General features: G+C 38.8%; 23 protein-coding genes. 12 read left to right on the top strand and 11 right to left on the bottom strand.

Annotated features, from left to right (window positions below; genetic code table 11):
* Window positions 1–13: 13 nt before the first annotated feature.
* Window positions 14–1,483: a glycosyltransferase family 2 protein gene (locus Q0791_RS08775; RefSeq protein ID WP_299004962.1), complete on the bottom strand. Its 1,470-nt coding sequence runs from the start codon at window positions 1,481–1,483 to the stop codon at window positions 14–16.
* Window positions 1,484–1,946: 463 nt separating this feature from the next.
* On the opposite strand from Q0791_RS08775, the gene aroG reads away from it, so the two are divergent.
* Window positions 1,947–2,999, top strand: a complete 1,053-nt coding sequence (gene aroG / locus Q0791_RS08770; RefSeq protein WP_299004960.1) for a 3-deoxy-7-phosphoheptulonate synthase AroG — start codon at window positions 1,947–1,949, stop codon at window positions 2,997–2,999.
* A gap of 74 nt (window positions 3,000–3,073) precedes the next feature.
* Here the strand turns inward: aroG and Q0791_RS08765 are convergent, their stop codons facing one another.
* Window positions 3,074–3,247, bottom strand: coding sequence for a hypothetical protein (locus tag Q0791_RS08765; protein ID WP_298770460.1), 174 nt, complete (start codon window positions 3,245–3,247; stop codon window positions 3,074–3,076).
* Between the two features lie 430 nt (window positions 3,248–3,677).
* Here Q0791_RS08765 and Q0791_RS08760 point away from each other — a divergent pair, with 430 nt between their 5' ends.
* The 4 genes from Q0791_RS08760 (at window position 3,678) to Q0791_RS08745 (ending at window position 6,564) form a co-directional block, all read left to right on the top strand.
* Entirely contained in the window at window positions 3,678–3,941 is a 264-nt protein-coding gene (locus Q0791_RS08760) for a hypothetical protein (RefSeq protein ID WP_299004957.1), read from the top strand.
* 117 nt (window positions 3,942–4,058) lie between these two features.
* Entirely contained in the window at window positions 4,059–4,322 is a 264-nt protein-coding gene (locus Q0791_RS08755) for a hypothetical protein (protein WP_299004954.1), read from the top strand.
* A gap of 464 nt (window positions 4,323–4,786) precedes the next feature.
* Window positions 4,787–5,536, top strand: coding sequence for a ferredoxin--NADP reductase (locus tag Q0791_RS08750; protein WP_299004951.1), 750 nt, complete (start codon window positions 4,787–4,789; stop codon window positions 5,534–5,536).
* Window positions 5,537–5,631: 95 nt separating this feature from the next.
* Window positions 5,632–6,564: a Dyp-type peroxidase gene (locus Q0791_RS08745; RefSeq protein ID WP_299004949.1), complete on the top strand. Its 933-nt coding sequence runs from the start codon at window positions 5,632–5,634 to the stop codon at window positions 6,562–6,564.
* 58 nt (window positions 6,565–6,622) lie between these two features.
* Here the strand turns inward: Q0791_RS08745 and Q0791_RS08740 are convergent, their stop codons facing one another.
* Window positions 6,623–7,330 (bottom strand): hypothetical protein, encoded by a 708-nt coding sequence (locus tag Q0791_RS08740; RefSeq protein WP_299004946.1) that lies wholly within the window; start codon window positions 7,328–7,330, stop codon window positions 6,623–6,625.
* 162 nt (window positions 7,331–7,492) lie between these two features.
* A complete protein-coding gene (argR, locus tag Q0791_RS08735; RefSeq protein ID WP_299005061.1) occupies window positions 7,493–7,963 on the bottom strand; it encodes a transcriptional regulator ArgR in 471 nt (156 codons plus the stop codon).
* A 328-nt stretch (window positions 7,964–8,291) separates the two neighbouring features.
* On the opposite strand from argR, the gene mdh reads away from it, so the two are divergent.
* Window positions 8,292–9,227: a malate dehydrogenase gene (mdh, locus tag Q0791_RS08730; RefSeq protein WP_299004943.1), complete on the top strand. Its 936-nt coding sequence runs from the start codon at window positions 8,292–8,294 to the stop codon at window positions 9,225–9,227.
* A gap of 96 nt (window positions 9,228–9,323) precedes the next feature.
* Here the strand turns inward: mdh and ispB are convergent, their stop codons facing one another.
* Window positions 9,324–10,295 carry an octaprenyl diphosphate synthase gene (gene ispB, locus Q0791_RS08725; protein ID WP_299004941.1) on the bottom strand — a complete coding sequence of 324 codons (972 nt, stop codon included), beginning with the start codon at window positions 10,293–10,295 and terminating at the stop codon, window positions 9,324–9,326.
* A gap of 280 nt (window positions 10,296–10,575) precedes the next feature.
* On the opposite strand from ispB, the gene rplU reads away from it, so the two are divergent.
* The 4 genes from rplU (at window position 10,576) to Q0791_RS08705 (ending at window position 13,321) form a co-directional block, all read left to right on the top strand.
* Window positions 10,576–10,887: a 50S ribosomal protein L21 gene (gene rplU, locus Q0791_RS08720; RefSeq protein WP_298770476.1), complete on the top strand. Its 312-nt coding sequence runs from the start codon at window positions 10,576–10,578 to the stop codon at window positions 10,885–10,887.
* Between the two features lie 15 nt (window positions 10,888–10,902).
* Window positions 10,903–11,157, top strand: coding sequence for a 50S ribosomal protein L27 (gene rpmA / locus Q0791_RS08715; RefSeq protein ID WP_299004939.1), 255 nt, complete (start codon window positions 10,903–10,905; stop codon window positions 11,155–11,157).
* A 140-nt stretch (window positions 11,158–11,297) separates the two neighbouring features.
* On the top strand, window positions 11,298–12,467 hold the full coding sequence (cgtA, locus tag Q0791_RS08710; protein ID WP_299004937.1) for an Obg family GTPase CgtA: 1,170 nt from the start codon (window positions 11,298–11,300) through the stop codon (window positions 12,465–12,467).
* A gap of 731 nt (window positions 12,468–13,198) precedes the next feature.
* Complete coding sequence (locus Q0791_RS08705; protein ID WP_299004935.1) at window positions 13,199–13,321, top strand: hypothetical protein; 123 nt, start codon at window positions 13,199–13,201, stop codon at window positions 13,319–13,321.
* 448 nt (window positions 13,322–13,769) lie between these two features.
* On the opposite strand, the gene Q0791_RS08700 is transcribed toward Q0791_RS08705, so the two are convergent.
* A complete protein-coding gene (locus Q0791_RS08700; protein WP_299004932.1) occupies window positions 13,770–15,191 on the bottom strand; it encodes a coniferyl aldehyde dehydrogenase in 1,422 nt (473 codons plus the stop codon).
* A gap of 297 nt (window positions 15,192–15,488) precedes the next feature.
* Here Q0791_RS08700 and Q0791_RS08695 point away from each other — a divergent pair, with 297 nt between their 5' ends.
* On the top strand, window positions 15,489–15,947 hold the full coding sequence (locus tag Q0791_RS08695) for a universal stress protein (RefSeq protein ID WP_299004929.1): 459 nt from the start codon (window positions 15,489–15,491) through the stop codon (window positions 15,945–15,947).
* Window positions 15,948–16,021: 74 nt separating this feature from the next.
* Here Q0791_RS08695 and Q0791_RS08690 read toward each other — a convergent pair whose 3' ends face one another.
* From Q0791_RS08690 to Q0791_RS08675, 4 genes are all read right to left on the bottom strand, one after another.
* Window positions 16,022–16,345: a DUF2956 domain-containing protein gene (locus Q0791_RS08690; protein WP_299004926.1), complete on the bottom strand. Its 324-nt coding sequence runs from the start codon at window positions 16,343–16,345 to the stop codon at window positions 16,022–16,024.
* A 207-nt stretch (window positions 16,346–16,552) separates the two neighbouring features.
* A complete protein-coding gene (locus tag Q0791_RS08685; RefSeq protein ID WP_299004922.1) occupies window positions 16,553–16,894 on the bottom strand; it encodes a hypothetical protein in 342 nt (113 codons plus the stop codon).
* Window positions 16,895–17,270: 376 nt separating this feature from the next.
* The gene (gene ccoG / locus Q0791_RS08680) at window positions 17,271–18,647 is read right to left on the bottom strand and encodes a cytochrome c oxidase accessory protein CcoG (RefSeq protein ID WP_299005059.1); all 1,377 of its coding nucleotides are present in this window, start codon (window positions 18,645–18,647) and stop codon (window positions 17,271–17,273) included.
* 256 nt (window positions 18,648–18,903) lie between these two features.
* Window positions 18,904–20,346 (bottom strand): sigma 54-interacting transcriptional regulator, encoded by a 1,443-nt coding sequence (locus tag Q0791_RS08675; RefSeq protein WP_299004920.1) that lies wholly within the window; start codon window positions 20,344–20,346, stop codon window positions 18,904–18,906.
* Window positions 20,347–20,666: 320 nt separating this feature from the next.
* Between Q0791_RS08675 and Q0791_RS08670 the strand changes: the two genes are divergently transcribed.
* Window positions 20,667–23,255, top strand: a complete 2,589-nt coding sequence (locus Q0791_RS08670; RefSeq protein WP_299004918.1) for a TonB-dependent receptor — start codon at window positions 20,667–20,669, stop codon at window positions 23,253–23,255.
* 87 nt (window positions 23,256–23,342) lie between these two features.
* Here Q0791_RS08670 and Q0791_RS08665 read toward each other — a convergent pair whose 3' ends face one another.
* Window positions 23,343–23,723, bottom strand: coding sequence for a hypothetical protein (locus tag Q0791_RS08665; protein WP_299004916.1), 381 nt, complete (start codon window positions 23,721–23,723; stop codon window positions 23,343–23,345).
* Between the last annotated feature and the right edge of the window lie 193 nt (window positions 23,724–23,916).

Below are 23,916 nucleotides of genomic sequence, written 5' to 3'. Positions count from 1 at the left end.
GCTAAATAAAGCGTTATTTCTTGAGGCGATTGAGATGTGATTTTTCTGATGGGTCGTGGCTGCAAACAGATTTCCCCTTAATGGCTAAGTGATGGAGTGAGATAAAAGAGACGAGATTATAAGACAATAAAACAATGGGAGTTAAGGCGATATGAATGATGTTGCGCAATAAACTGACTTTTTCATTTTTAAGATGGAAAAAATGGGTGAAAAGGCCATCGATACAAAAGACCCAAATAATAAACAGCCAAGGGATAAGGCCTAAAATATACCAAAGTTTTGCATCATTCGTCAGTTGATAATGATGCCAAATGGGGACTGCAATTAATGTCGCAAAGAAAATAATACTTTGAAAAAGGCCGTAGAGTAACGTCATTGTAATCGTTAAGCGGCTTGTCATTATGATCCCCAGATTAAACGCTTTAATACAAATGTAATGAAATACTTCAAATGCACCAATGCTCCATCTTTTTGTTTGTCTGTGCCACTCGCTGATTTCTTCTTGCCAATTGTCACCTGAAGTCGGCCCGCAAATAACGGGCAAGTATACAGGGCGCAATTTTATTTTGCCTTTGCGTGTATTCATAGAAGAGACAAAATAATGCATATCTTCCATCTGATAGGTAGGATCAAAAAAATTATTATCAATACAAAGCGTTAAGGATGATGAGTAAACACTCATCGAATGAACTTGAAAAGGAATATTGAAGCCTATCATCCAAATTGTTCTAAAAAGTGCTGTTATTCTTGTGAAAAAAGGGGATTGATTAAGGTTCCAATTATAGAATAAGGCTGCTTGCCATATGATATTAACGCTATCACTGCCTATGCTTTTTTCATAGTCTTGGGCGATATATTCTAAATATCGACGATGTAGCAGTGTATCAGAGTCCATCACAGTTAAAAGAATATTGCGAAGATTGAATTCATTGGGAAGCTGGTGGATCATGGTTAAAACTTGCTTCACCGCAAAACGTTCATTACTGCACTTTCCTGGTATTTCATTTTTAATATCAATAGGGTGAACTAGAACGTTAAATAAATAGAACTGCTTTTCGTAAGTATTCATCAAAGCGCGTTTAGAGGCATTGAGGTTGGGGCTTTTGGCTTCAAAGCTGATGATGAGGATAATGTTGTTTTGAGCATTGATTGTTTGTTTGAGTATGGATTCGATAGACTGTTGGATGACTTCAATAGGCTCTTTAAAACAGGGAATGATCACTAGATGTTTGGTTTTTGTTTTGTCAGGTACAGCATTCACTTTTTTATGCTCAATGAGCATTTGATAAAAAAAGCATCCACTGGTTATCATCATTAATAGCATTAAGCAGGCTTGTAATCCCCAGAGGGTTATTGAAAAGTGATAGCCTTTTTCAGGATTAATGCGCCAGAGATAATCGGCAAGAAATAAAATGCTCCAAAGTGTTGGTAGTAATAATAAATACCAACGAAATATTTGTCGATTTTTGATGTAATCTAACATATTTAGTTGATCCATATAGCATGGTTCATGTTGAATGACATTTTGAATGTATCAAGTATAGAAGTTATTCGGTGACTTTTTAGGTTTTATCATCAAGTGATTTGAAGATGAAGATTTTTTCAATGTGATTATTTTAATCTATTTGATAATTTTTATGTGTTAATGCTATTAATTAGTTATTTTTTGAGTGGAATGAAGTGTTGGTAATACTTAGTTTGTCTTATTAATGTTTTAAATGTTTCCTTAATGTTTTAATTGTTTTTTTGTTGGTTATTTATGTGTTTTTAATGTCTGTAATAAACAATATCTTTACAAATGATTTTTGTATTAACTATTTGTATTTTTTAATTTTAGTTAAAAAGATATCAACCTTGTTGCAATGTGAAAGGATACTCGATAGTTTATACCCGTTATATTATTAAGAGATCCTAATGAATAGGTTAAGCGGAGCTAATGACTGACCATGTATTACCAAAATGATGATGTTCGTATTAATAAGATTAAAGAACTCTTGCCTCCTATAGCTATTTTAGAACGATTTCCGGCAACACAGAACGCATCAGCGACAGTATTTAATGCTCGAGAGAATATTCATAATCTTTTAGCAAAAAAAGATGATCGTTTATTGGTGGTTATTGGTCCTTGTTCTATTCATGATCCAGAAGCGGCCATTGAGTATGGTCAGCGCTTGGTTAAAATGCGTGAAAAATACAAAGATCAACTCGAAATCGTTATGCGAGTGTATTTTGAAAAACCAAGAACAACGGTTGGGTGGAAAGGGTTAATCAATGATCCTTACATGGATAATAGTTTTAAGCTTAATGATGGATTACGAACTGCACGCAAGTTACTGTTAGATCTGAATGATATGGGAATGCCGACTGCCGGTGAGTTTCTTGATATGATCACACCACAATATGTCGCAGACTTAATGTGTTGGGGGGCGATTGGAGCGCGTACAACAGAATCTCAAGTGCATCGAGAGTTGGCTTCTGGATTATCTAGCCCAGTTGGCTTTAAGAATGGTACTGACGGTACAATAAAGGTTGCCATTGATGCTATTGGGGCGGCAAGTGCCTCGCATCATTTTTTATCTGTCACTAAGTATGGACATTCAGCGATTGTTGAAACCAAAGGTAATCCTGATTGTCACATTATTTTACGGGGGGGAAAGGAGCCCAATTATAGTGCAGAACACGTTGCGAAAATCAGTGAGCAGTTGAGTGAAGCAGGTCTTGATCAAAATATTATGATTGACTTTAGCCATGCAAACAGTAGTAAACAATTTCAACGCCAAATGCTGGTGGCCGACAATGTGGCATCTCAAATCTCACAAGGTGAACAGGCCATTTTTGGTGTTATGGTTGAAAGTCATCTTGTTGAAGGGCGCCAAGATCATGTTTCGGGTCAGTCACTTTGCTATGGGCAGAGTATTACGGATGCTTGTATTGGTTGGAATGATACAGAAGTATTATTGAAAATCCTAAACGATAGTATTATTGCGCGCAGAAAGTAAAAGGTAATTTATGGAGGCAGTTATCATGCCTCCATATAAAGGTTTTGTATTTTTAATTTTTAATCGAGACGCTTTTAGGCTCGTTGGCTCAGTAAATAGTCATTGGCTTTTGCTAAGCTTCCAAAGGACGCGATTAAGTTATTTTGACCTTTTTCTTGGATTTCAGGGTTACCCGATTGGGTCATCATCCATATCCAAGTTTGGATGAGTGGTAATGGTGGGTATTGTATATTTGATGAATCCAACATTGTTGCCCCTTGCTTGAATCTGAGTGAGAATACTTTTTTACTAACTCAATAATACGAATAGTCGATATTTTTGAGCTTTAAAGCCATGGATTATAGCCTTTACAAAGGTTAACAATATTCGACTTAATGTTAAATCTTTTTTTACATATATGGCTAACCTTTTTTGTTTCATTTTTATTGTTTTTAAATCGGAACAATTGGGTTGAATGACAACAGGCTATCAAGATACAGCATTTTTTGGAAAAAATGATGATAAAACAAGTAAGTTGTTTTATTTGCTTTATGCAAAATAATGGGAGAAATTATAGGTTTTTAGAGTAAATATGCGAATTATTTAACTAAAAAATCAAAAAAAGAGTGCATATTGTGTGCATATGAATTAATTTAGATACGGTGTTATTAATAATTTTTGCTAATTGGGTGGTGATTTATGAAAAATATCCCTTTACAGGTCAACATTGAAGGTCAGGGTGCTAAAGTTAATACTGATTGGTTAGCGATAATGGCGACACTTAAGAAAAGAGGTTTATCTCAGTTAGAGCTTGAATCTGTCTATTGTGAAGTTAATGCTGGAATGCTGGTGACAACACGTGGATTGACGCTAGCCAGATGGGTACCTTCAGAGTCATTAAATGGCATTATTAAAGAAGGGAGTTTATCTTCACAGGGAAATCCTAATTTAGTCACGGCTTAACTTGGTGTTATTGATGACGTAAATAGGTTAAATATCAATTAATGGTAGATATCACTGGGTTATTTAATATAGATTAGTTATAAGCTATACCTAAAGCATCCAGAGGAGATAATACTAATGAAGAATATTCCCCTACGCGTTAACATTGAAGGTCAAACGAGTAAAGTAAATACTGATTGGTTAGCAATAATGGCAACGCTCAAGAAACGTGGTTTAGAGCAAGATGAACTGGCTAGGGTTTATTTTGATTTAAATGCTGGAATGAGAGTAACAACCCGCGGGTTGAGCCTCGCAAAGATCACGGTCACTGAAAATTTGGAAGGAATAATTAAAGAGTCTTCTGTATCAAAGACCGATTTTACTACTGTGATCAGTGATTAATAGGTTAATCGTCCTAATTTCCAATCATGGCAGAGTAAATACGTTTGAGAAGAAGGAGGCGATTGTGTTAATGATACAATGCTTCCTTTTTTGTAACATATTACTTCACCTTCGATGGTGACCATGCGGTTACAACTCCTGCAATTGGAATACATACTTTGTTTATTTTGCTTTGAATCCTTCATGTCACAGCTCTTCTACTGAACGAAAAAATCACCTTATGATGTTATTTAAGCACTTTTCATATAAAATATAAAGTATTCATCATATGGTTTTATTTACTGTTTAACTTGGTTTTATTGACCTTGTGAACTGTTAATCCCTTTTGTTGTGGTTATTTTAGCTTTTCTGGGTAAGTTGTATTCATTAAGATAATGGTATTTTTTCATAGTCGGTGTGTTTACATTTTCTTCTAAGCTTGTGTTAATTTAATAATTCTTGTTTTTTCATCCTATGAGGTGATTATGTGGACTACAGGTCAAGTTGTTGAACGCATTGATTGGAATGATAAGTTGTTTACTTTAAAAATAAAGTCAGATCTTTCTCCTTTTATTGCTGGTCAATTTATCAAACTAAGCCAAATGATTGATGACAGGCGGGTTGCTAGGGCCTATTCGTTAGTGAATGGTCCCGATGCTCAGTATCTTGAGGTGTTAGCTGTTACCGTAGAGGGAGGTCAATTATCGCCTCGTCTACATTTATTAGAGGCTGGCGATGAAATTGAGGTGACAACGGCAGCAGCTGGTTTTATGACATTAGATGAATTGCCAAAAGAGCAGCAAGTGTCATCTGATTTATGGTTCTTAGCGACGGGTACGGCTGTAGGGCCTTTTATTTCAATCATGGATACGAAAGAGCCTTGGCAACGCTTTAGAAAAGTGATTTTAGTTTATGGTGTTAGAGAAAAAAAAGATTTAGCTTATTTAGATAAACTACATGAATTAGCATCAAGATATGCCGATCAGTTTAGGTTAATCTTGTCTGTGACTAGAGAAGCAGTCAATGGCGCATTAATGGAACGTATTCCTGCTGCGTTAGCGTCTGGCGACATAGAAAAAATGGCCGAGACGACACTGAGTCCTGAGCATTCCCAGGTTATGCTTTGTGGCAATCCTGGTATGATCTCAGAATCCGTTGAGGTGTTGAAAGCTAAAGGGTTAACGAAGAATTTACGTCGTGTACCGGGTCAGATAACGATGGAGAAATATTGGTAATGAATGATGATTCAAATTTATTAATTTTGAATCATCATTTTATATAAGTGATGGATTATTAGGTTGAGAAAGTTTCGTGATAAAGGTGATGAGAGATGGAAAGTCAGACAATGCCTCGTGAACAGTTAGGAATTTGTGCTGAGGGAAACTTGCATAGTGTTTATTTGATGCTAAATGCAAATGAAAATGTTGAGTCTCAGCTGCGTCCTTGTGTTGCTAATGTTGCTCAATATTTGTATGAATTAGCTGATAAGTATGCTGATAGTGCCTTTAATGGTTTTATTGCCATCGGCGCCAATTATTGGGAAAACCTTTATGGTGATCTTCGCCCAGAACAGTTGAAGCCTTTTCCTGCTATCCAAGAAGGTAATAGAGAAGCGCCTGCTTTGGAATATGATTTATTTGTTCATATTCGCAGTGATAGATTTGATATTTTACATCTCGTTGCTAACGAAGTGGATCAGATGTTTGATGGCTTAGTTGAACTTGTCGACGAAGAAAGGGGCTTTCGTTTCATGGATAGCCGAGATCTTACTGGTTTTGTGGATGGGACTGAAAACCCTCAAGGCAGGCAGCGGCAAGCAGTGGCTTTAGTGGGGGAAAGAGAGCCGAATTTTAGTGGTGGCAGTTATGTACATGTTCAAAAGTTTGTGCATAATTTAAGCAAGTGGAATAAGCTTCCTCAGAAAAAGCAAGAAGATATTATCGGTAGAACTAAGCAGGATAATATTGAATATGCTTCTGAAGATAAGCCGCTCTTTAGCCATATCAAGCGTGTTAGTTTAAAAGATGAGCAAGGTAATTCAAGAGAAATTCTACGTCAAAGTATGCCATTTGGCTCCGTCAAAGAACAAGGTTTGATGTTTATCTCACTGTGCGAAAATGCTATTAATTTTGAAAAAATGCTGGAAAGTATGATGCTAGGCGATAAAGAGGGTCATCACGATCATTTGATGCACTTTACTCAAGCCATAACAGGTTCATCATTTTTCGCACCATCATTAGATTTTATGATTGCAAATACTTAAGGTAAGTGAAATGCACAAGCAGAACTTTTATTAGCACTGCTTGTGAATTTTGCCATTCTTATTTCATTGTCATTGCATAGCTTTCATAAATGAAACCATTATTGATGGTGTTAATTGTTTTGCCATTTAAACTCACAATGACTTGGCTGACACCCTGTTTTGCCACTTCAATATTAAATTTTTCAATTGCATGAGTTATCGTTTTCTTTAATTGATTCTGGAGCAATTTTTTGACATTGGTACTATGTAGTATGCCCATTCCCTCATTTTCACGATCGACTTCGTTGAAAATTTCATTATAAACAACAGGCTGGCCAAGGTTATCATTTAAGGTTAATTGTAGTGAAACGTGTCTTTTGCTTGTGACCGTCACAAAACCTGTTTCATTTTCAAATTCAAAATTAATAATTTTTCCTTTCAATTCATAATCAAATGGTAAGTTTTTATCAAAACTAAATGCATCTGCAGAGACAGATTGAAGTTCATTAATGAAAATATCCTGCAAAATATAGGATATTTTTTGATAATCAGTACCTTGGTAACTTAAACCGAATCGCCATACGCCTTGTTGAGCAATAAATGAGGGAGATTTTTTGTCTGATGTGTCGATCCAAGCTCGTAGGTCTTCAAATTCATGCACAGCTATTTTCTTATTTTCTAGTACATTATTACTAATGTTGATGCCTGATTGATAGTTTGCATCGATAGTTTTTGTACAGCCAGAAAGAAACACTAAAGATAAAATGATAAAAAAATATTTAAACATACGTTAATTGACTTTGTTAATTACTGAAAAAAACGGATAGTAAATATGTGGGATACATTTGTCAATTTTATGTTTTTATGTATTATTTTCTAAGATGGTATTGATTGAAATCCCCAGTTTTAGTGAGCATTCCAATAATACCTTTATATAACAGCTTAATATTTAATCATTATAGTTAAATAATGACTTAACTGTTTGTAGTGTATCTTCAATATCTTGGATATTTGACGGAGTGATAAAAATGGTATCATCACCGGCAATTGTACCTAAAATACCTTCAGGCTTACCGATAGAATCTAATAAACGGGCAATCAATTGTGCCGCCCCTGGGCTTGTTCTTACCACTATCATGGCTTGGTTATGATCAACATCCAGTACTAAATTTTTTAATGGACTGGTCGCGGTGGGGACGCCTAATTCTGCTGGTAAACAATAAACCATTTGTTGCTTGGCATTACGGGTTCTCACGGCACCGAATTTACTGAGCATGCGTGAGACTTTGGATTGGTTGATATTGCTAAAGCCCTCGGCTTGCAATGCATTCACAATTTCACTTTGGGAGCCAAAACGCTCTTCTTTTAAAATGGCTTTAAAAGTTTTAACAAGATCATCCTGATTTCTAATTACTGGCATCATATTATTATTCTTTATTCAAAAATACGCCTTATTCTGAGTATTACGGCACTATTTGTCAACAATTATTCGTTTTTAGTGAATAAGAATTCAATTGGGTAATGTTGATAGCGGAAAAAGCGTGAGGGGAGTGAATGAAGAGTAATACACTTGATGTTTCTTAGGTGGTTTTTTTGTGTTTATTGTAACTCAGTTGTTTTACTTTAGTAACCCCCAGTTAAAATAAACATAACGTTAGAGTAATTGAACTTTTGTCGTTAATCCAGTAGGGTGACGGCATTAAAATTGTTCTAGTTTACACACTATCAGAGAATTAATGGAGAAAACTATGAAAGTTGCCGTTCTTGGTGCCGCAGGTGGTATTGGACAAGCATTAGCCTTATTGCTGAAGACACAATTACCAGCTGGGTCTGCATTATCGCTGTATGACATCGCCCCTGTAACGCCAGGTGTTGCCGTTGACTTGAGTCATATTCCAACAGATGTTGATGTGAAAGGTTTTGCTGGAGAAGATCCTTCAGCGGCCCTTGTTGATGCCGATGTTGTTCTTATTTCTGCTGGCGTTGCTCGTAAGCCAGGTATGGATCGTTCAGACTTGTTCAATATTAACGCAGGTATTGTCAAAAACCTTGTTCAGAAATGTGCAGATAACTGCCCTAAAGCACTTATCGGTATTATCACTAACCCCGTTAATACAACTGTAGCCATTGCGGCTGAAGTCTTAAAAAAGGCGGGCGTGTATGATAAGAGCCGCTTATTTGGTGTCACAACATTGGATGTGATCCGCTCTGAAACCTTTATTGCTGAAGCGAAAGGCCTAAATGTTGATGATGTGAATGTCAATGTTATTGGCGGACATAGTGGAGTGACCATTCTACCTTTACTTTCACAAGTAGAAGGAGTGAGTTTTACAGATGAAGAAGTGGCTGCATTGACGACGCGTATTCAAAATGCAGGAACAGAAGTGGTTGAAGCCAAAGCGGGTGGCGGAAGTGCGACCTTATCTATGGGCCAAGCAGCATGTCGTTTTGGTTTATCCTTAGTACGTGGTTTACAGGGGGAAGCAAACGTCGTTGAATGTGCTTATGTTGATGGCGGTAGTGAGCATGCGCAGTTCTTTGCTCAACCTGTCTTGCTTGGTAAGCAAGGTGTGGAAAAAGTATTGGCTTATGGCGAGATCAGTGCCTTTGAAGCGAACGCTCGTGATAGCATGTTAGAGACCTTAAAAGGTGATATTGAATTGGGCATTGACTTTGTAAAATAAGTTTCCAATTGAGTATCACGGGTATAACTATAAAAATGGCGCTTGATAGCGCCATTTTTATACTCGTAACGGGTGAAAACGTCATAATAAATTGCGTTAGTATTTACGGGAGACGGCTATTTTAGCGAGTGAAATCAGCGCTGTTTTATAATCTGACTCAGGAATATTCCTTAAGGCTTGAATGGCTTTATTAGACTCTTCTTGCGCTCTTTTTTCTGTATATTCTAATGCGCCACAGCGGTTTAATGTCGCTAAAATAGTATCGATATGCTCGGTACCATCGCCTTTTTTAATGGCTTCTTTGATTAAGGCAACTTCTTGCTCGCTACCATGTGTGATGGCATGGATTAAGGGTAATGTTGGTTTACCTTCAGCAAGATCATCACCAATATTTTTACCTAATTCTTCAGTATTTGCGGTGTAATCCAGCAAATCATCAGTGAGTTGAAAAGCGGTTCCTAAATATTTACCGTATTCAGCAAGTGCCTTCTGGGCATCGCTAGAGCTTGCTGCAATAACACCAGCCAGTTGGGTGGCGGCTTCAAATAATTTTGCGGTTTTACAGTAAATGACCCGCATATAATCCGCTTCGCTGGTATTGGGATCATTGCAATTCATTAATTGTAACACTTCGCCTTCGGCTAAGATATTGGTTGTATCAGCAAGAATTTCAAGTACTTTTAGGCTTTTCAATTCCGTCATCATTTGAAATGAACGGGTATAAAGAAAATCGCCGACAAGCACGCTGGCACTATTGCCAAATAAAGCGTTTGCGGTTTCTCGCCCGCGTCTGAGTAATGATTCATCAACCACGTCATCATGGAGTAAAGAGGCGGTATGGATGAATTCTATGATGGCGGCAAGTTTTAAATGATCTTCACCTTGGTATCCCATAGCGCGAGATGCGAGGATGCAAAGCAGTGGACGCATACGCTTTCCACCGCCATTAATAATATAGACACCTAGTTGATTGATTAGGGCTACATCAGATTCTAACTGTTTGTAAATCAATTTATTAACATCTTGCATATCATTGTCTGCAAGATGTCGAATGGCGTTTAAATCCATAAATAGACTCGGGTTCGATTGGCTGCAAATACTATGGAAGCAACGCAATGCTAGATTCAAATAAAATAGATATTGGGATTCTACCTAAATTTAACGTACAAGACAGCATGAGAATGAGAAAGAATACCGAATAATGTTCTTTTTTTATTCTTTCGGAATTAAGACTTGTCAGTGAAGTCTTCTTAGCGTAAACTCCGCGACCATTGTCATTAAAGCTTTTGTGGCACCCCGATCTCAACATTATTGAGCGGCGTGCTAGAAATTTTGGAGTAAAATAGCTATGTACGCTGTTTTTCAAAGTGGTGGTAAGCAGCATCGTGTTGCTGAAGGCCATACAGTTCGTTTGGAAAAATTAGAAGTTGCTACTGGTGAAACTATCGAATTCGATCAAGTTCTTTTGGTTGCTGATGGTGAAACAGTACATGTAGGTGCACCTTTAGTTGAAGGTGGTAAGGTTGTTGCTGAAGTTGTTAGCCACGGCCGTGATGAGAAAGTAACAATCGTTAAGTTCCGTCGTCGTAAGCACCACGATAAAAAAATGGGCCATCGTCAATGGTTCACCGAAGTTAAAATTACAGCTATCAACGCTTAATTAGGAGTCTAGCTCATGGCACATAAAAAAGCTGGCGGTTCTACTCGTAACGGCCGCGATTCAGAAAGTAAACGTCTTGGTGTAAAACGTTTTGGTGGTGAATCTGTTCTTGCTGGTAACATCATCGTTCGTCAACGTGGTACTAAGTTCCATGCTGGTAATAATGTTGGTATCGGTCGTGACCACACTTTATTCGCTTTAACTGATGGTAAAGTGAAATTCGAAGTTAAAGGTCCTAAGAACCGCAAGTTCATTAGCATCGAAGGTTAATTTGTAGCGCTAAGCGCAAATGACTGAAAGAGCCCCGCCATTGGTGGGGCTTTTGTTTTTGTATAACAATAAAACTGTTATTTGGTCACAGAGTGAGTAACACAGTATAATGTTTATATTCTGTTGTGCTAGGAGTGGATATGAAGTTTGTCGATGAAGCCGTGATCCGAGTTGAAGCAGGCGACGGTGGTAGTGGTTGTGTGAGTTTTAGGCGCGAAAAATATGTGCCTGATGGTGGACCTGATGGTGGTGACGGTGGTGATGGTGGTAGTGTTTACCTTCAGGCTGATGAAAACTTAAATACCCTTATAGATTACCGTTTTGAACGTTTTCACCGAGCGGAGCGCGGTCAAAATGGTCGAGGTCGTGATTGTACAGGTCATGGCGGCAGTGATCTTATCTTAAAAGTTCCTGTTGGAACTCGAGCGATCGACGAAGAAACAGAAGAATCACTAGGTGATTTGACTCAGCATAATCAAAAAATGTTGGTGGCAAAAGGCGGTTTCCATGGCTTAGGTAATACCCGTTTTAAAAGCAGTACCAATCGTGCTCCTAGACAAAAAACCTTAGGAACGCCAGGTGAAGTACGCAGTTTACGGTTAGAGCTGATGTTGTTGGCTGATGTTGGCTTATTAGGTATGCCGAATGCGGGTAAGTCGACCTTTATCCGTTCGGTTTCTAAAGCTAAGCCCAAAGTGGCGGATTATCCGTTTACGACATTAGTGCCTAATTTAGGTGTGGTTAATCCACGGCATGGACAAAGCTTTGTGGTTGCCGATATTCCAGGTCTCATTGAAGGCGCTGCTGAAGGCGCTGGATTAGGTATACGCTTTTTGAAACATTTAGAGCGTTGCCGAGTATTGCTCCATATTATTGATGTCGAGCCAATTGATGAAAGCTGTCCGATTGAGTCAGCTCGTGCGATTGTCAAAGAGCTTGAGAAGCACTCTCCAAAGCTTGCGAGTAAACCGCGCTGGTTGATCATTAATAAAGCGGATTTAATGCTTGAAGAGGAACTGCAAGAGCGTGTTGATCACATTGTTTCTGAACTTGATTGGCAAGGTGAAGTGTTTACCATTTCAGCCTATAACCGTGAAGGAACAGAAGAGCTGGCTCTTAAGCTGGTAGACTTTATTGATGCACTACCTGCTGAAGCAGTTGTGGATGTTGAAGCCGAAGTTGAATTTAAGTGGGATAATTATCATCAAGACAGTCAAAATGTTGAGCATTCGGATTTCGATGATCTCGATGATGATGACTTTGACGATGACGATGACGATTATGATGTTGAAGTGATTTATCAGCGATGATGTAATCTTTCAAGCTTTATCCCTGCGATGAACATAAGAAACCACTGATATTTTTCAGTGGTTTTTTGTTTTGGGTCATTTGTTTTAGGTGTGCTGTTATACCAATTCCATTATATAGATGATCAATTCAGAGCCTCTCAGGCTTTTCAATTCAAGGCGCATTTATGCTGTAATGGTGATTCCCTTTCAAATGAATGCAACGCAGAAGTGGAATGTCTGAGAAGCTCACTTTGTGCGGGTTTCAACATACTTTATGTGACTTAGCTGCTTTCGATATACGACCTCATGGATGAGGGAGGTAGAGCGACGTTTGAACCCAAGCCGAGAATCACTATTAGCTTCAATCATCTGCGACCACCATGGATGGTGGGACTGTCTGTTAATGCAGGAGCAATTAACGACCTGGCCTACAGCATGTTGAATTCCCGCTGAAAGATCACTTATATAATGGAATTGGTATTATAACTTCAAAGAGAGCGGGAATGGTTTACCTTTACATCAGAATGTTTGTTGGCTGAAATTAAAAAGAGCTGCAGATCAATTATTGCTTAGTCGAGATTAAAGCTATTTTAGGTATTGTATTCGCGTTATAACCAGAATTATGAGCTCTGAGTCCCACTAAGCCTTTTCTAGGGCTTTTAAACAAGTTTATGACCAAATATATCAATCCAGTATAGAAAAGCGTTAAAATAGCTATTCTGGAAGTCTATAGGGTAACCGTTAAGAGTACTATGATGATAGAACTGAGGATACGCTTTTTTGAAGGGGGCCGTTTGGCAGTGGTGAAGCATAGAGGGCGTCCCAGTGATTTCTCTCAGTCAATTGAAAAACGCTTAAGCGATCTGTGCTGTTGATGTGGCATAATACCAATTCTATTATATAGATGATCAATTCAGAGCTTCTCAGGCTTTTCAATTCAAGGCGCATTTATGCTGTAATGGTGATCCCTTTCAAATGAATGCAACGCTGAAGTGGAATGCCTGAGCAGCTCACTTTGTGCGGGTTTCAACATACTTTATGTGACTTAGCTGCTTTCGATATACGACTTCATGGATGAAGGAGGTAGGGCGACGTTTGAACCCAAGCCGAGAATCACTATTAGCTTCAATCATCTGCGACCACCATGGATGGTGGGACTGTCTGTTAATGCAGGAGCAATTAACGACCTTGCCTACAGCATGTTGAACTCCCGCTGAAAGATCACTTATATAATGGAATTGGTATAAAAGCCTTGTTTTACAAACAAGGCAAGTGCGGGATCCGGTATGGATGGTTTTTTTCATGCTGTGGGTATATGGATGTTTAACGTAAAAATATTTTGAGTATTAAGGCACCCATTTTACCACCATAAGGTGGATGAACGAATTTTCCCGTGTTTATTTTACCGCGGCTCAATACGGTTTTTGCATGACTGAAAGTTAGAAAACCTTCTTTGCCATGATAATGCCCCATACCTGAGGGACCTATTCCTCCAAATGGTGCGTCATCAACGGCGACATGGAAGACAGTTTCATTAATACAAACACCACCAGAGTGAGTTTTCGTTAATACCTCTTGTTGAATGCTCTTCTTTAAGCTCATTAAATATAAAGCTAAAGGCCGAGGATGATCATTTACATATTGAATGGCTTCGTTAAGGCTTTCATAAGTCATAATGGGCAACAAGGGGCCAAAGATTTCGTCTTGACTAATGTCCATCTCATTGGAGACTTGAGTGATGAGTTGTGTGGGAATTTTTCTGCTATCAGAATCGATTTCTTCGTCATTGGCGCTTTCTACATGCGCACCTTTTGCTTGAGCGTCGATGAGTAATGCTTGAAGGCGTTCAAAGTGGCGAGTATTAACAATACTGGTGTAATCTTTGTTATGTTTAACCTTACCATACATTTTTTTAAATTGATGTTTATAGGCATCAATAAAGGCTTGTTGTTTATGTTTGGGCACTAATACGTAGTCAGGAGCGACACAAATTTGACCCGCATTGAGACATTTACCATATATGAGTCGCTCAACAGCCATGTCTATTGGCATATCTTCAGCAATGATGACGGGAGACTTTCCACCGAGTTCTAAAGTGACTGGAGTGAGGTTTTTGGCGGCGGCTTCCATGACTTTTTGCCCGACAGTGCCAGAGCCTGTGTAAAGGAGATGATCAAAAGGTAGTGTTGAAAATTCGGCTGCGATATCCGCTTCCCCTTGTATACAAGCCACATATTGACTGTCAAATACACTGTTTAATATTTTTGTTAATTGTGCATTGGTTGCAGGAGTGAATTCTGAGAATTTAAGCATGACGCGGTTGCCTGCGGCAATGGCTGTGATCAATGGACCAATAGAGAGCATGACAGGAAAATTCCAAGGAGAAATGATCCCTATGACCCCTAATGGTTGATAATGAACAGCAAGCTTAGCAGGCATAAATAACAAGCCTGTATGACGGCGACTCGGCCGCATCCATTTTTTTAGATGCTTAATAGTGTAATTGATGTTATTAATACAAGGAAGAATATCTGCTATTAAAGTATCATCGAGTGAGCGCTGACCAAAGTCGGCGCATAAAGCATTTTGTAAGGCTGTTTTATTATCCAGTAATGCTGTTTTAAGTTTTTTGAGTTGAGCGATTCGAATGGTTAATGATGGCATTGGGTTTGCGCTGAAATCACGGCGTTGAGTATCCAATATTTGTTTGAGTGTCATAGCTTCTTTATTGATTACCATATTCATTTTTATACTCCTTTTTAAGCTTGTTTGACTAACAAGTTGTTATTATTCAAAGGTGTTATTGAAGCTGGCTAACTGGTTAGTCAGTTTATATTATGTGAGTTAACGGTTTTTATCTATCTATTATTAAGCGGATCCTTTCACGTATTGAAAAGTATGATTAGGATGATTTTATTTTGTTAATGTCAATTTGAAATGGGAACGTCAATTAGGGATGAATTAATTATACTTTATGGCTAATATCAAATGAGTGGTAAATAAAGGTTAGGCTTTTTGGGGTCCAGAATAGGAGAAGAAATAATGCGTACTCGTGAAATACTATGCCCAACAGACTTTTCAAAAACAGCTGAAAATGCACTAGAATATGCAATAGAACTCGCTAATCTTTATCAAGTGGATATTCGTTTGTTACATGTCATGAGTAGCCCGTATGGTAAACATAACTATGGTATTATTGTTGAAACACCTGAAGAGTTAGAGCATCATTTAGAAGCGTATTCATTAGAGAAAATGCAAGCCTTGTTAGCCAATATAGAAAATAAATTAGAAGCGGGATTATCCCTTAAAACGGTAATAAGAAGTGGTGGAATCGCACCACAAATATTAGAAGAAGCTACGGAGCATGATGTAGGAATGATAGTGCTTGCAAGTCACCACAGTGCAGGAACCTTGCATTTTTTACATGCAAACTTGGCTGAAGAATTAGTGCATAAAGCCAAATGTCCCGTTTTGGTGGTAAAAGATGCGACGAAAAAATAGTTGTCATTATGGAGAAGCTCACTGGTCAATAGTGATAATGTCAGTGAGCAGGTGAAAATAAGTCATTCTTTGCATTATTTATCATAAAAAAAGAGATAGAGTAAAAACGCGAGCCAACTCAATGCCAATAATAGCCAAGGTAAATAAACAAATGATTGACTAGGTGTTGGCTCATTGTTGTTCGGTATTTTGTCCATTGCCGGTTTTTTCAAAGATTGCTTACGCTGTTTGTCACGCTCCCGTGCCTTGGCTTTTTGTTGTTTTTTATATTCACTGATCCCTTTTTCAATGCCTTGTGCAATGAGTTTTGTCTGCTCTTTTGTTTGTCCTGGTTTTTGCGTGGCTTTGGCTACTTTGAGCGCTTGGTTTTTTGTTTCATTAGATACAGAAGATGTCATATAGAGTGGCTTGATATTTAACTAGAAAGCTGGATTATGACTAAAATACAACAATAATACCTGATAGAACAAGTTATTGAGAAATTTAACCTATAGTCTTTGTTGCCATTCAAGTTTAATAGCTGTGACTCGAATGCTTTATGAAGTGTTCGAGTCACTCATTTCTTCGACTAGTGTATTTTTGTATTCAATGGAATGATCTCATTGTTACTCTTTTATGAGCTCAATAGGGCCATGATCATCGCAATGGCCATTATGGACATGGTGTAAACGACCATTGACTAAATAGTCAATATGGTCGCCATGGGGAATGGCTTCATGTCCACAATTGGGGCCGTGAACATGCTTGCCACAGTCATGAGTGGGTATACATAGATCAGGGTTGACTTTAGTCACTTCAATAACATGATCATGGTAATGATCTTCATGGGGTTGATGTAAATGCCCATCGTGAACATAACAAATATGATCTTCATGATGAATGGCGGTATGACCGCAATGAGGGCCATGAATATGATCTGGATGAGTATGACTGTTTGAGCAAGGCATAAGCTATTCTCCCTTAATTGATACGCATAAAGTGTAGGCTAGCTTTTGAGATCTTGCAGTTTGAACATGGCTTCATCTCAGATTAAAGAAATAATTTTGTGTCATTATCCTGTCAGTTTCATGTGCTTGTTGCCAATAACTAGACATCACTTGTGGATCAGAGACAGCCAGCTACCCTGATTGGCCAAGACTCACTTCTTGTTCGGCATCATTCAATATAAGCTATTGTAACAGGCTAATTGCTCTAGCGAGCTTGGTACGGGTTGTAATCAATGTTTTCCCCAGCCTTAAGCGCATCCATAAAACGAAAATGATTAAAATCAGCTTTGTATGAATACGCAGATTAACGCCAAGGCTCACCTGCGTATTGATTATATTACAAGGGGCTAAAGAAATTGGAAGATTGAGAAACCCAATTGTTTTTACTGTCACCATTATCTATCTCTTTAATAGTGAAATTAATGGGGCTGCGACTTGAATTTAATCTATCTTGTTTGGCCAGTACGGTAACAGGATAGTCCAGTTGTTCTCCCGGAAGAATGGTCACTTGTGTATTACCAACCAATTGATAGATATGCTCATTATCTATGTTGATCTGGTATTGACGGCGCTCTTGGGTTTTATTTCTGATCTTAAGCGTATAACTGTTTTCTATTTTACTGTCCAAGGTTTCACGATATAGGTTCTGTCTGTCTCGAATCACGTTCAGCTGAATATTATCTCGATTAGCGATATCTAAGCCAATAACACTGAGCATGATTAAAGTGGCAATACCATAACCAATAAATTTAAATGAAGTAAAAATAGGTTTAGGGGTATTTTTGAGGCTATTTTCGCTAATATAACTAATTAAATTGGGGGCATAACCAAATTTTTTCATGGTTTGGTTACAAGCATCAACACAGGCGCCGCAATTAATGCATTCATATTGGAGTCCATTTCTGATGTCGATACCCGTTGGGCATACATCAACACACAAATGACAGTCGACACAATCGCCTAATGCCGTCTCTTGTTTGCGCTTTCTCGGACCCCGTGATTCGCCTCGCTTAGTATTGTAAGTGACGGTTTGGGTATTAGCATCAAACATCACGGATTGAAAGCGAGAATATGGGCAGCAATGTAGGCACATCTGCTCTCTCATCCAGCCGGCATTGAGATAAGTACAAAGTGCAAAAAACCATACCCAAGTGGTCGCCCAAAAACTGCCACTAAAGGTCAATATTTCAGGATAGAGTGTACGTGCAGGAATAAAATAGGCGATAAAACTACACCCTGTTAGTAAGGCTATCATACCCCATATAAAGTGTTTTCCTACTCGTTTATAGATTTTTGTCAAAGACCAAGGGGCTTTATCTAATGTAATTCTTTGATTACGGCTACCTTCTAAACGGGTTTCGACCCAAACAAACATAAATGTCCAAGCAGTTTGTGGGCAAAGAAAGCCACACCATATTCTTCCCCAAAATACGGTGACAAAAAATAACATGAAAGCAGCAGCAATAAAAATCCACGCTAAAACAGTGAAATCTTGCGGCCATAATGTGGTGCCAAAAAAAATAAATTGTTGCTCACTAATGTTAAATAAAATGGCTTGTCGTCCCTGATAATTGATAAAAGGGGTGAGCAGAAATAATAGTACTAAGAGGCTATTCATTCCCGTTCTTATTCGTTGGAAATAGCCTTTTTGTTCACGTATTTGAATTTTGTTTGTTGGTGTTGAAATTTGCTTAATGGGAATGCGATCCCCCATAGCGGGATGGGTGTTGACAATATTATTATTTGACATGTTACTTCTCTTTGGCGTTGACACTGCACACTTTTTTACGAGTTAATAGCAAGCATTAGGCCAAAAAGGCTATGTTATTTAAGTTGTTGTTATTAATAGGTAAGTTGCTGTTTATTTTGTTTTTGAGTCACGATATATCGCTACTGTGTGATATATCGTGATATTGAGCGTTAATGCTGCGCGTGATCACATAAATACAGTGAGATCGCGATCACAAAAACTAATTTGGCCTGTTTATTCCCAATTTCTTCATACGGGATCTGAGTGTACTTGGGGCAAGATCCAGCAATTGTGCCGCGCCAGCGGGACCTGAGATCCGCCAACTGACTTGCCGTAATACTTGAGTGAGGTATTGTTTTTCCATTTGTGCGAAAGTCAGTAGTTTTGTTTGTGGTGTATTGTTATTGTTTGTGATTGGCGCAATATGTAATACATCACTTTGAGATAGTATTATCTCCCTTTCGAGTACATTTTGTAATTCGCGTACATTACCTGGCCAGCGATGTGACATCAGTTGCTGCAGACCTTTTTGACTTACCCCTTTTATTTTTTTACCTAATTTTCTATTTAAATCATGAATGAGGTGATTAACAAGTTCTGGAATATCTTCTAATCTGTCTCTTAAAGGGGGAACTTGAATAGGAAAAACATTGAGCCTATAGTAAAGATCCATTCTAAATAAACCTTGTTGGACTCTCTTAAGCAAGTCATGATGGCTGGCGGTAATAAGGCGAATATCGACTTGGATGGTTTCGCTGCTGCCAACCCGTTCAAATTCTCGTTCTTGTATGACACGTAACAATTTAGATTGAGCTTCAAGGGACAGTTCTGCTACTTCATCTAGAAAAAGTGTGCCGTGATTGGCCAGTTCAAAGCGACCTTTTCTGCGGTTAGTGGCGCCTGTAAAGGCACCTTTTTCATGACCAAATAGCTCACTTTCCAGTAAGGTCGCTGAAAAGGCAGCGCAATTAACGCTGATGAGTGGTTTATCTGCTCTATGGCTAAGCTGGTGGAGGTTACGAGCGACTAATTCTTTGCCTGTGCCATTTTCGCCACTGATCAGCACAGTACTATCTGTATTGGCAACCAATGCAACTTGCTGTATTAATTCTTGTATTTTCTCACTATGCCCGGAAATACCCACATCGCCAGTCTTATTGGCTAATTCCAGTTGTAAGTATTGGTTTTCAGATGACAATTTTTCAGACAATGCCTGAACTTGTTTCAAGGCTTGCCTTAAAGACTGCTCTGTTTGTTTCTGTATGCTAATATCACGAAATATCGCGACAACACCGATAAGTTGCTTGTCTTTATAAACGGGGGTTGAATTATACAATACCGGAAAACAAGTGCCATCTTTGCGCCAAAAGACTTCGTGGCTGATTTCTCTCGGTAGGCCATCTTGCAAGGTATTATAAATTGGGCATTCTTCTTGAGGGTAATGACGTCCATCACTGTGGCTATGATGATGGCTATCGTGAATGTTTTTCCCTAGTAATTCTTCGGCTTTCCAACCTGTCATCTTTTCTGCTGCAGGATTGATAAAGACGGCATTTCCATTGAGATCGAAGCCATAGATCCCTTCACTCACAGCATTTAAAATCAATTGATTTTCTGGCAAGAATTCAGTGTTAGCAACATTTTTTGACGTGGAAGAAGTCATAAAGCCTACTTGTCATATCAGTGTAATGCTTGATTATAAATCGAATTGTCAAAAACACGAAATATCGTGGATTTAGGTTTATCTTTAACATTGTTTATTAATATGAATGCTTTATCTTAAATACCGTGATTTTTAGAGTATTTAGGCATCTCTTGTGCATTGTTATTGTTTTTTGTTAGATTAATGTTTCGCTTATGTGCTTGCTGTTGAGTGTTCCTTTACATTCTTAGCTCATTTGGGTTCAGTTCACTGCTCGCTTCACTGAAGTGCCGCGGCAGGACCATAACAATAAAAAATGAGAATTTGATGAAATGCATATAATGAATAAGTTCAAGCAAAATACTCTCAGTATTGCCATATCAATCGCCATTTCAAGTAGTTTAGTGACTCACAATGTGTTTGCAGAAGATGTGCCAGTTGCCGTCGACGAAAAAGTGGAGCGTATCGCCGTGGTGGGATCAAGAGCGGCACCACGATCGATAGCCGATTCTCCGGTGCCTATCGATATTATCGGCAGCGATGAAATAAATCGTTCTGCCAGTACTGATATGTTGGAAATTTTAAAAGGCTCAGTCCCTTCGTTAAATGTACATGCCAATCCCATCAGTGATACAGCAAGTTTAGTTCGCCCCGCTAATTTAAGGGGATTGTCTGCGGACAGTACACTGATTTTAGTTAATGGTAAGCGCAGACATAGATCGTCTGTGATCACTTTTCAAGGCGGGGGAATTAATGATGGCGCTCATGGCCCTGATATTTCTGTTTTTCCCAGTATTGCGCTTAAGCAGGTAGAAGTGTTGCGTGATGGCGCAGCGGCGCAATATGGCTCGGATGCTATCGCTGGAGTGATTAACTTTGTGTTAAGGGATGACGCAGAAGGGGGATCATTAGAGGCTAAAGTGGGAGAATATTATGAGGGTGATGGTACCACGGCGCAGTTCCTCGGTAATATTGGCATGCCGTTAACACAAGATGGGTTTGTGAATTTAAGTTTTTCTTATAAGGATATTGATCCTACGAGTCGCAGTGTTCAAAGGCCGGATGCTGCAGCATTTGCTGCAGCGGGAGTCGACGTAGATAACCCGGCTCAAATATGGGGCTCACCTGAAATCAGTGATGACATCAGTCTTTTTGCTAATTTAGGCTTAGAGTTAGATGCATTTTCGCAAGCGTATTTATTTGGTAATTACTCCCAACGCGACGTGAAAGGGGGGTTTTATTATCGTAACCCTAATACGCGAGGAGGCGTGTATTCTAATGATGATGGTGCAACCTTGTTGGTGGGGGATTTAACGCCCGGTGATGCCGGGCAAGTCAATGATGGGTTAGCGGATGGTGATGGAATAAGTTGTCCAAGTATTGCAATAACCTCGAACAATATTGCCACTCAGCAAAATTATATTGATGGTGTGGCCAATGATCCTAATTGTTTCGCCTTTACTGAACTACTACCGGGTGGATTTACACCGAATTTTGGTGGGCATATTGAAGACACATCGATTGTGGCTGGTACGCGAGGGGAGTTTCAAATTCCTTGGTTGCAAGGCATTGATTATGATTTTAGTGGCAGTTATGGCAGTAATGAGTCTCGATATGAGATCTATAATACAGTCAATGCCTCGCTAGGACCTGATACACCAAGAGATTTTAGTCCAGGAAAATACATTCAATCTGAGTGGAACTTTAATGCCGATTTAGTTAAATATATCGATTTTGGCATGGCGGATGATTTTAATTTTGCCTTTGGTGCCGAGTGGCATGATGAAACCTTTGAAATATTAGCAGGGGATGTAGCGTCATATGAAGCGGGGCCATTGAGTACGCAAGGTTTCAGTGTGGGTTCCAATGGTTTTCCTGGGTTTACACCAGCTCAAGCAGGAGAATATACCCGCACAAATTACGCCGGTTATATTGATGTGGGAATGCCCTTTACCGATAACTGGTTGTTAGAAGCAGCGGTGCGCTTTGAGGATTATGATACATTTGGCTCAACCACCAATTATAAGATCGCCACTAACCTACAGGTGACCGATGATATTGCGTTGCGTGCATCCTATAACACAGGCTTTAGAGCACCGACTGTGGGGCAGGCGAATGTCAGTACAGTGCAAACCAGTTTTGAATCCGGCATATTAGTTGATTCGGCGTTATTACCGCCGACGAATCCTATTGCACAACAATTGGGAAGTGAAGCGTTAAGTCCTGAGAAATCGAGCAGTTATACTCTAGGTGTGGTGTACACTTTAGGGGAAGTTTATATGACGCTGGATTATTACAACATTAAAGTGGATGATAGGATCAGCCAGTCAGCGAAAATTGATTTAACCGATGCAGACAAAGCAGTATTAATCGCCGATGGCGTGCCCAATGTTGAAGGCTTATCTCAGGTCAGTTATTTCACCAATGACTTTGATACAACAACGCAAGGTGTGGATTTTGTTGCTAACTACAGTAGCGATTTGCTTTGGGGAGATGCCAGTTTTGCTTTAGTGTATAACTGGAATGAAACGACGGTGGACAGTTATACTGATGTCACGGGAGACTTTAAGGTTTCACGGCTTGAAAATGATTTGCCCAATCACAGAGCCACTTTCACTTGGAACCAAGCTTGGCAGGATTTAGGCTTATTTACGCGAGTGAATTATTATGGTGAATATCAAGGTGTACATGTGGATTATGATGCCACGGCAAAAACCGCATCAGATGCAGTCACTGTGGATATGGAGCTGAGTTATTACATTAATGAGGCCTTCACTGTGGCCGTGGGGGCGCAAAATATTTTCGATAAAAAAGCTGAGTTGATTGATTATGACGGAGCCTCTAATGCATGGGGCGGCGTATATTATGAAACCTCGCCTTATGGCTTTAATGGGGGTTACTATTACTTGAAGGGAATTTATCGTTTCTAGGGTTTCTAGTTTTTGGAAATCTGAGGTGATATTTTAGTAATAAAAAGCCTTGTTTTTAAACAAGGCTTTTTATTACTAAGGTGATTTTTAGGGGGCATCAAGCCAGATGCGATCAATTTTAAGATAACCCCATGTACTTCCACGCATTTGTATAGTGACATCACGATTGGATGCTTGAGCGGCTAAGGCCGTTGAGTAAAGCATTTTGGCAAACTCGGGGTTTTGATCAACAGAAAATGCAGCTGCTGAGTATTTTGAAACATTATATCCTGCTGAATCGGCGACTTCCGAGGGAAGATCGGTATCAAAATAAAGTAACATCAAGTTATCGGCATTAACGTATATCCTATTGACTTTGCCAATGTACTTGCAATAAGGCGGATTGCCTGAGTGGCAAGTTGGCTCAGCTGCTAATGCATTAAGATTGAGCATGGTTAACAATATGATTGATGAAAATAAATATTTCATGGGCTTTCCTTTTTTCTATATCCAGTTTAACTTGCTAAAAAGTTTGTATTATTTTTGTATAAAATACTTTGTATTATTTTTGTATAAAATACTGTGAATTATACATTAGATTGATGAAAGACAAAGACAAAGACAAAGACAAAGACAAAGACAAAGACAAAGACAAAGACAAAGACAAAGACAAAGACAAAGA

The sequence above is a fragment of the uncultured Shewanella sp. genome (assembly GCF_947495455.1).
In the GTDB taxonomy this organism is placed as follows: Bacteria; Pseudomonadota; Gammaproteobacteria; order Enterobacterales; family Shewanellaceae; genus Shewanella.
The sequence above is the reverse complement of the archived record's forward strand: the minus strand, read 5'-3'. Positions and strand labels throughout refer to the sequence as shown.

Excerpts from the sequence above, each read along its gene's own strand:
- Q0791_RS08760 (WP_299004957.1), top strand. The coding sequence starts at position 3,678 with ATGAAAAATATCCCTTTACAGGTCAACATTGAAGGTCAGGGTGCTAAA.
- Q0791_RS08665 (WP_299004916.1), bottom strand. The coding sequence starts at position 23,723 with ATGAAATATTTATTTTCATCAATCATATTGTTAACCATGCTCAATCTT.
- rplU (WP_298770476.1), top strand. The coding sequence starts at position 10,576 with ATGTACGCTGTTTTTCAAAGTGGTGGTAAGCAGCATCGTGTTGCTGAA.
- Q0791_RS08695 (WP_299004929.1), top strand. The coding sequence starts at position 15,489 with ATGCGTACTCGTGAAATACTATGCCCAACAGACTTTTCAAAAACAGCT.
- Q0791_RS08750 (WP_299004951.1), top strand. The coding sequence starts at position 4,787 with ATGTGGACTACAGGTCAAGTTGTTGAACGCATTGATTGGAATGATAAG.
- argR (WP_299005061.1), bottom strand. The coding sequence starts at position 7,963 with ATGCCAGTAATTAGAAATCAGGATGATCTTGTTAAAACTTTTAAAGCC.
- aroG (WP_299004960.1), top strand. The coding sequence starts at position 1,947 with ATGTATTACCAAAATGATGATGTTCGTATTAATAAGATTAAAGAACTC.
- Q0791_RS08670 (WP_299004918.1), top strand. The coding sequence starts at position 20,667 with ATGAATAAGTTCAAGCAAAATACTCTCAGTATTGCCATATCAATCGCC.
- ispB (WP_299004941.1), bottom strand. The coding sequence starts at position 10,295 with ATGGATTTAAACGCCATTCGACATCTTGCAGACAATGATATGCAAGAT.
- Q0791_RS08700 (WP_299004932.1), bottom strand. The coding sequence starts at position 15,191 with ATGAATATGGTAATCAATAAAGAAGCTATGACACTCAAACAAATATTG.
- Q0791_RS08755 (WP_299004954.1), top strand. The coding sequence starts at position 4,059 with ATGAAGAATATTCCCCTACGCGTTAACATTGAAGGTCAAACGAGTAAA.
- Q0791_RS08675 (WP_299004920.1), bottom strand. The coding sequence starts at position 20,346 with ATGACTTCTTCCACGTCAAAAAATGTTGCTAACACTGAATTCTTGCCA.
- Q0791_RS08740 (WP_299004946.1), bottom strand. The coding sequence starts at position 7,330 with ATGTTTAAATATTTTTTTATCATTTTATCTTTAGTGTTTCTTTCTGGC.
- mdh (WP_299004943.1), top strand. The coding sequence starts at position 8,292 with ATGAAAGTTGCCGTTCTTGGTGCCGCAGGTGGTATTGGACAAGCATTA.
- Q0791_RS08775 (WP_299004962.1), bottom strand. The coding sequence starts at position 1,483 with ATGTTAGATTACATCAAAAATCGACAAATATTTCGTTGGTATTTATTA.
- cgtA (WP_299004937.1), top strand. The coding sequence starts at position 11,298 with ATGAAGTTTGTCGATGAAGCCGTGATCCGAGTTGAAGCAGGCGACGGT.
- ccoG (WP_299005059.1), bottom strand. The coding sequence starts at position 18,647 with ATGGGGGATCGCATTCCCATTAAGCAAATTTCAACACCAACAAACAAA.
- Q0791_RS08705 (WP_299004935.1), top strand. The coding sequence starts at position 13,199 with ATGATGATAGAACTGAGGATACGCTTTTTTGAAGGGGGCCGTTTGGCA.
- rpmA (WP_299004939.1), top strand. The coding sequence starts at position 10,903 with ATGGCACATAAAAAAGCTGGCGGTTCTACTCGTAACGGCCGCGATTCA.
- Q0791_RS08765 (WP_298770460.1), bottom strand. The coding sequence starts at position 3,247 with ATGTTGGATTCATCAAATATACAATACCCACCATTACCACTCATCCAA.
- Q0791_RS08745 (WP_299004949.1), top strand. The coding sequence starts at position 5,632 with ATGGAAAGTCAGACAATGCCTCGTGAACAGTTAGGAATTTGTGCTGAG.
- Q0791_RS08685 (WP_299004922.1), bottom strand. The coding sequence starts at position 16,894 with ATGCCTTGCTCAAACAGTCATACTCATCCAGATCATATTCATGGCCCT.
- Q0791_RS08690 (WP_299004926.1), bottom strand. The coding sequence starts at position 16,345 with ATGACATCTTCTGTATCTAATGAAACAAAAAACCAAGCGCTCAAAGTA.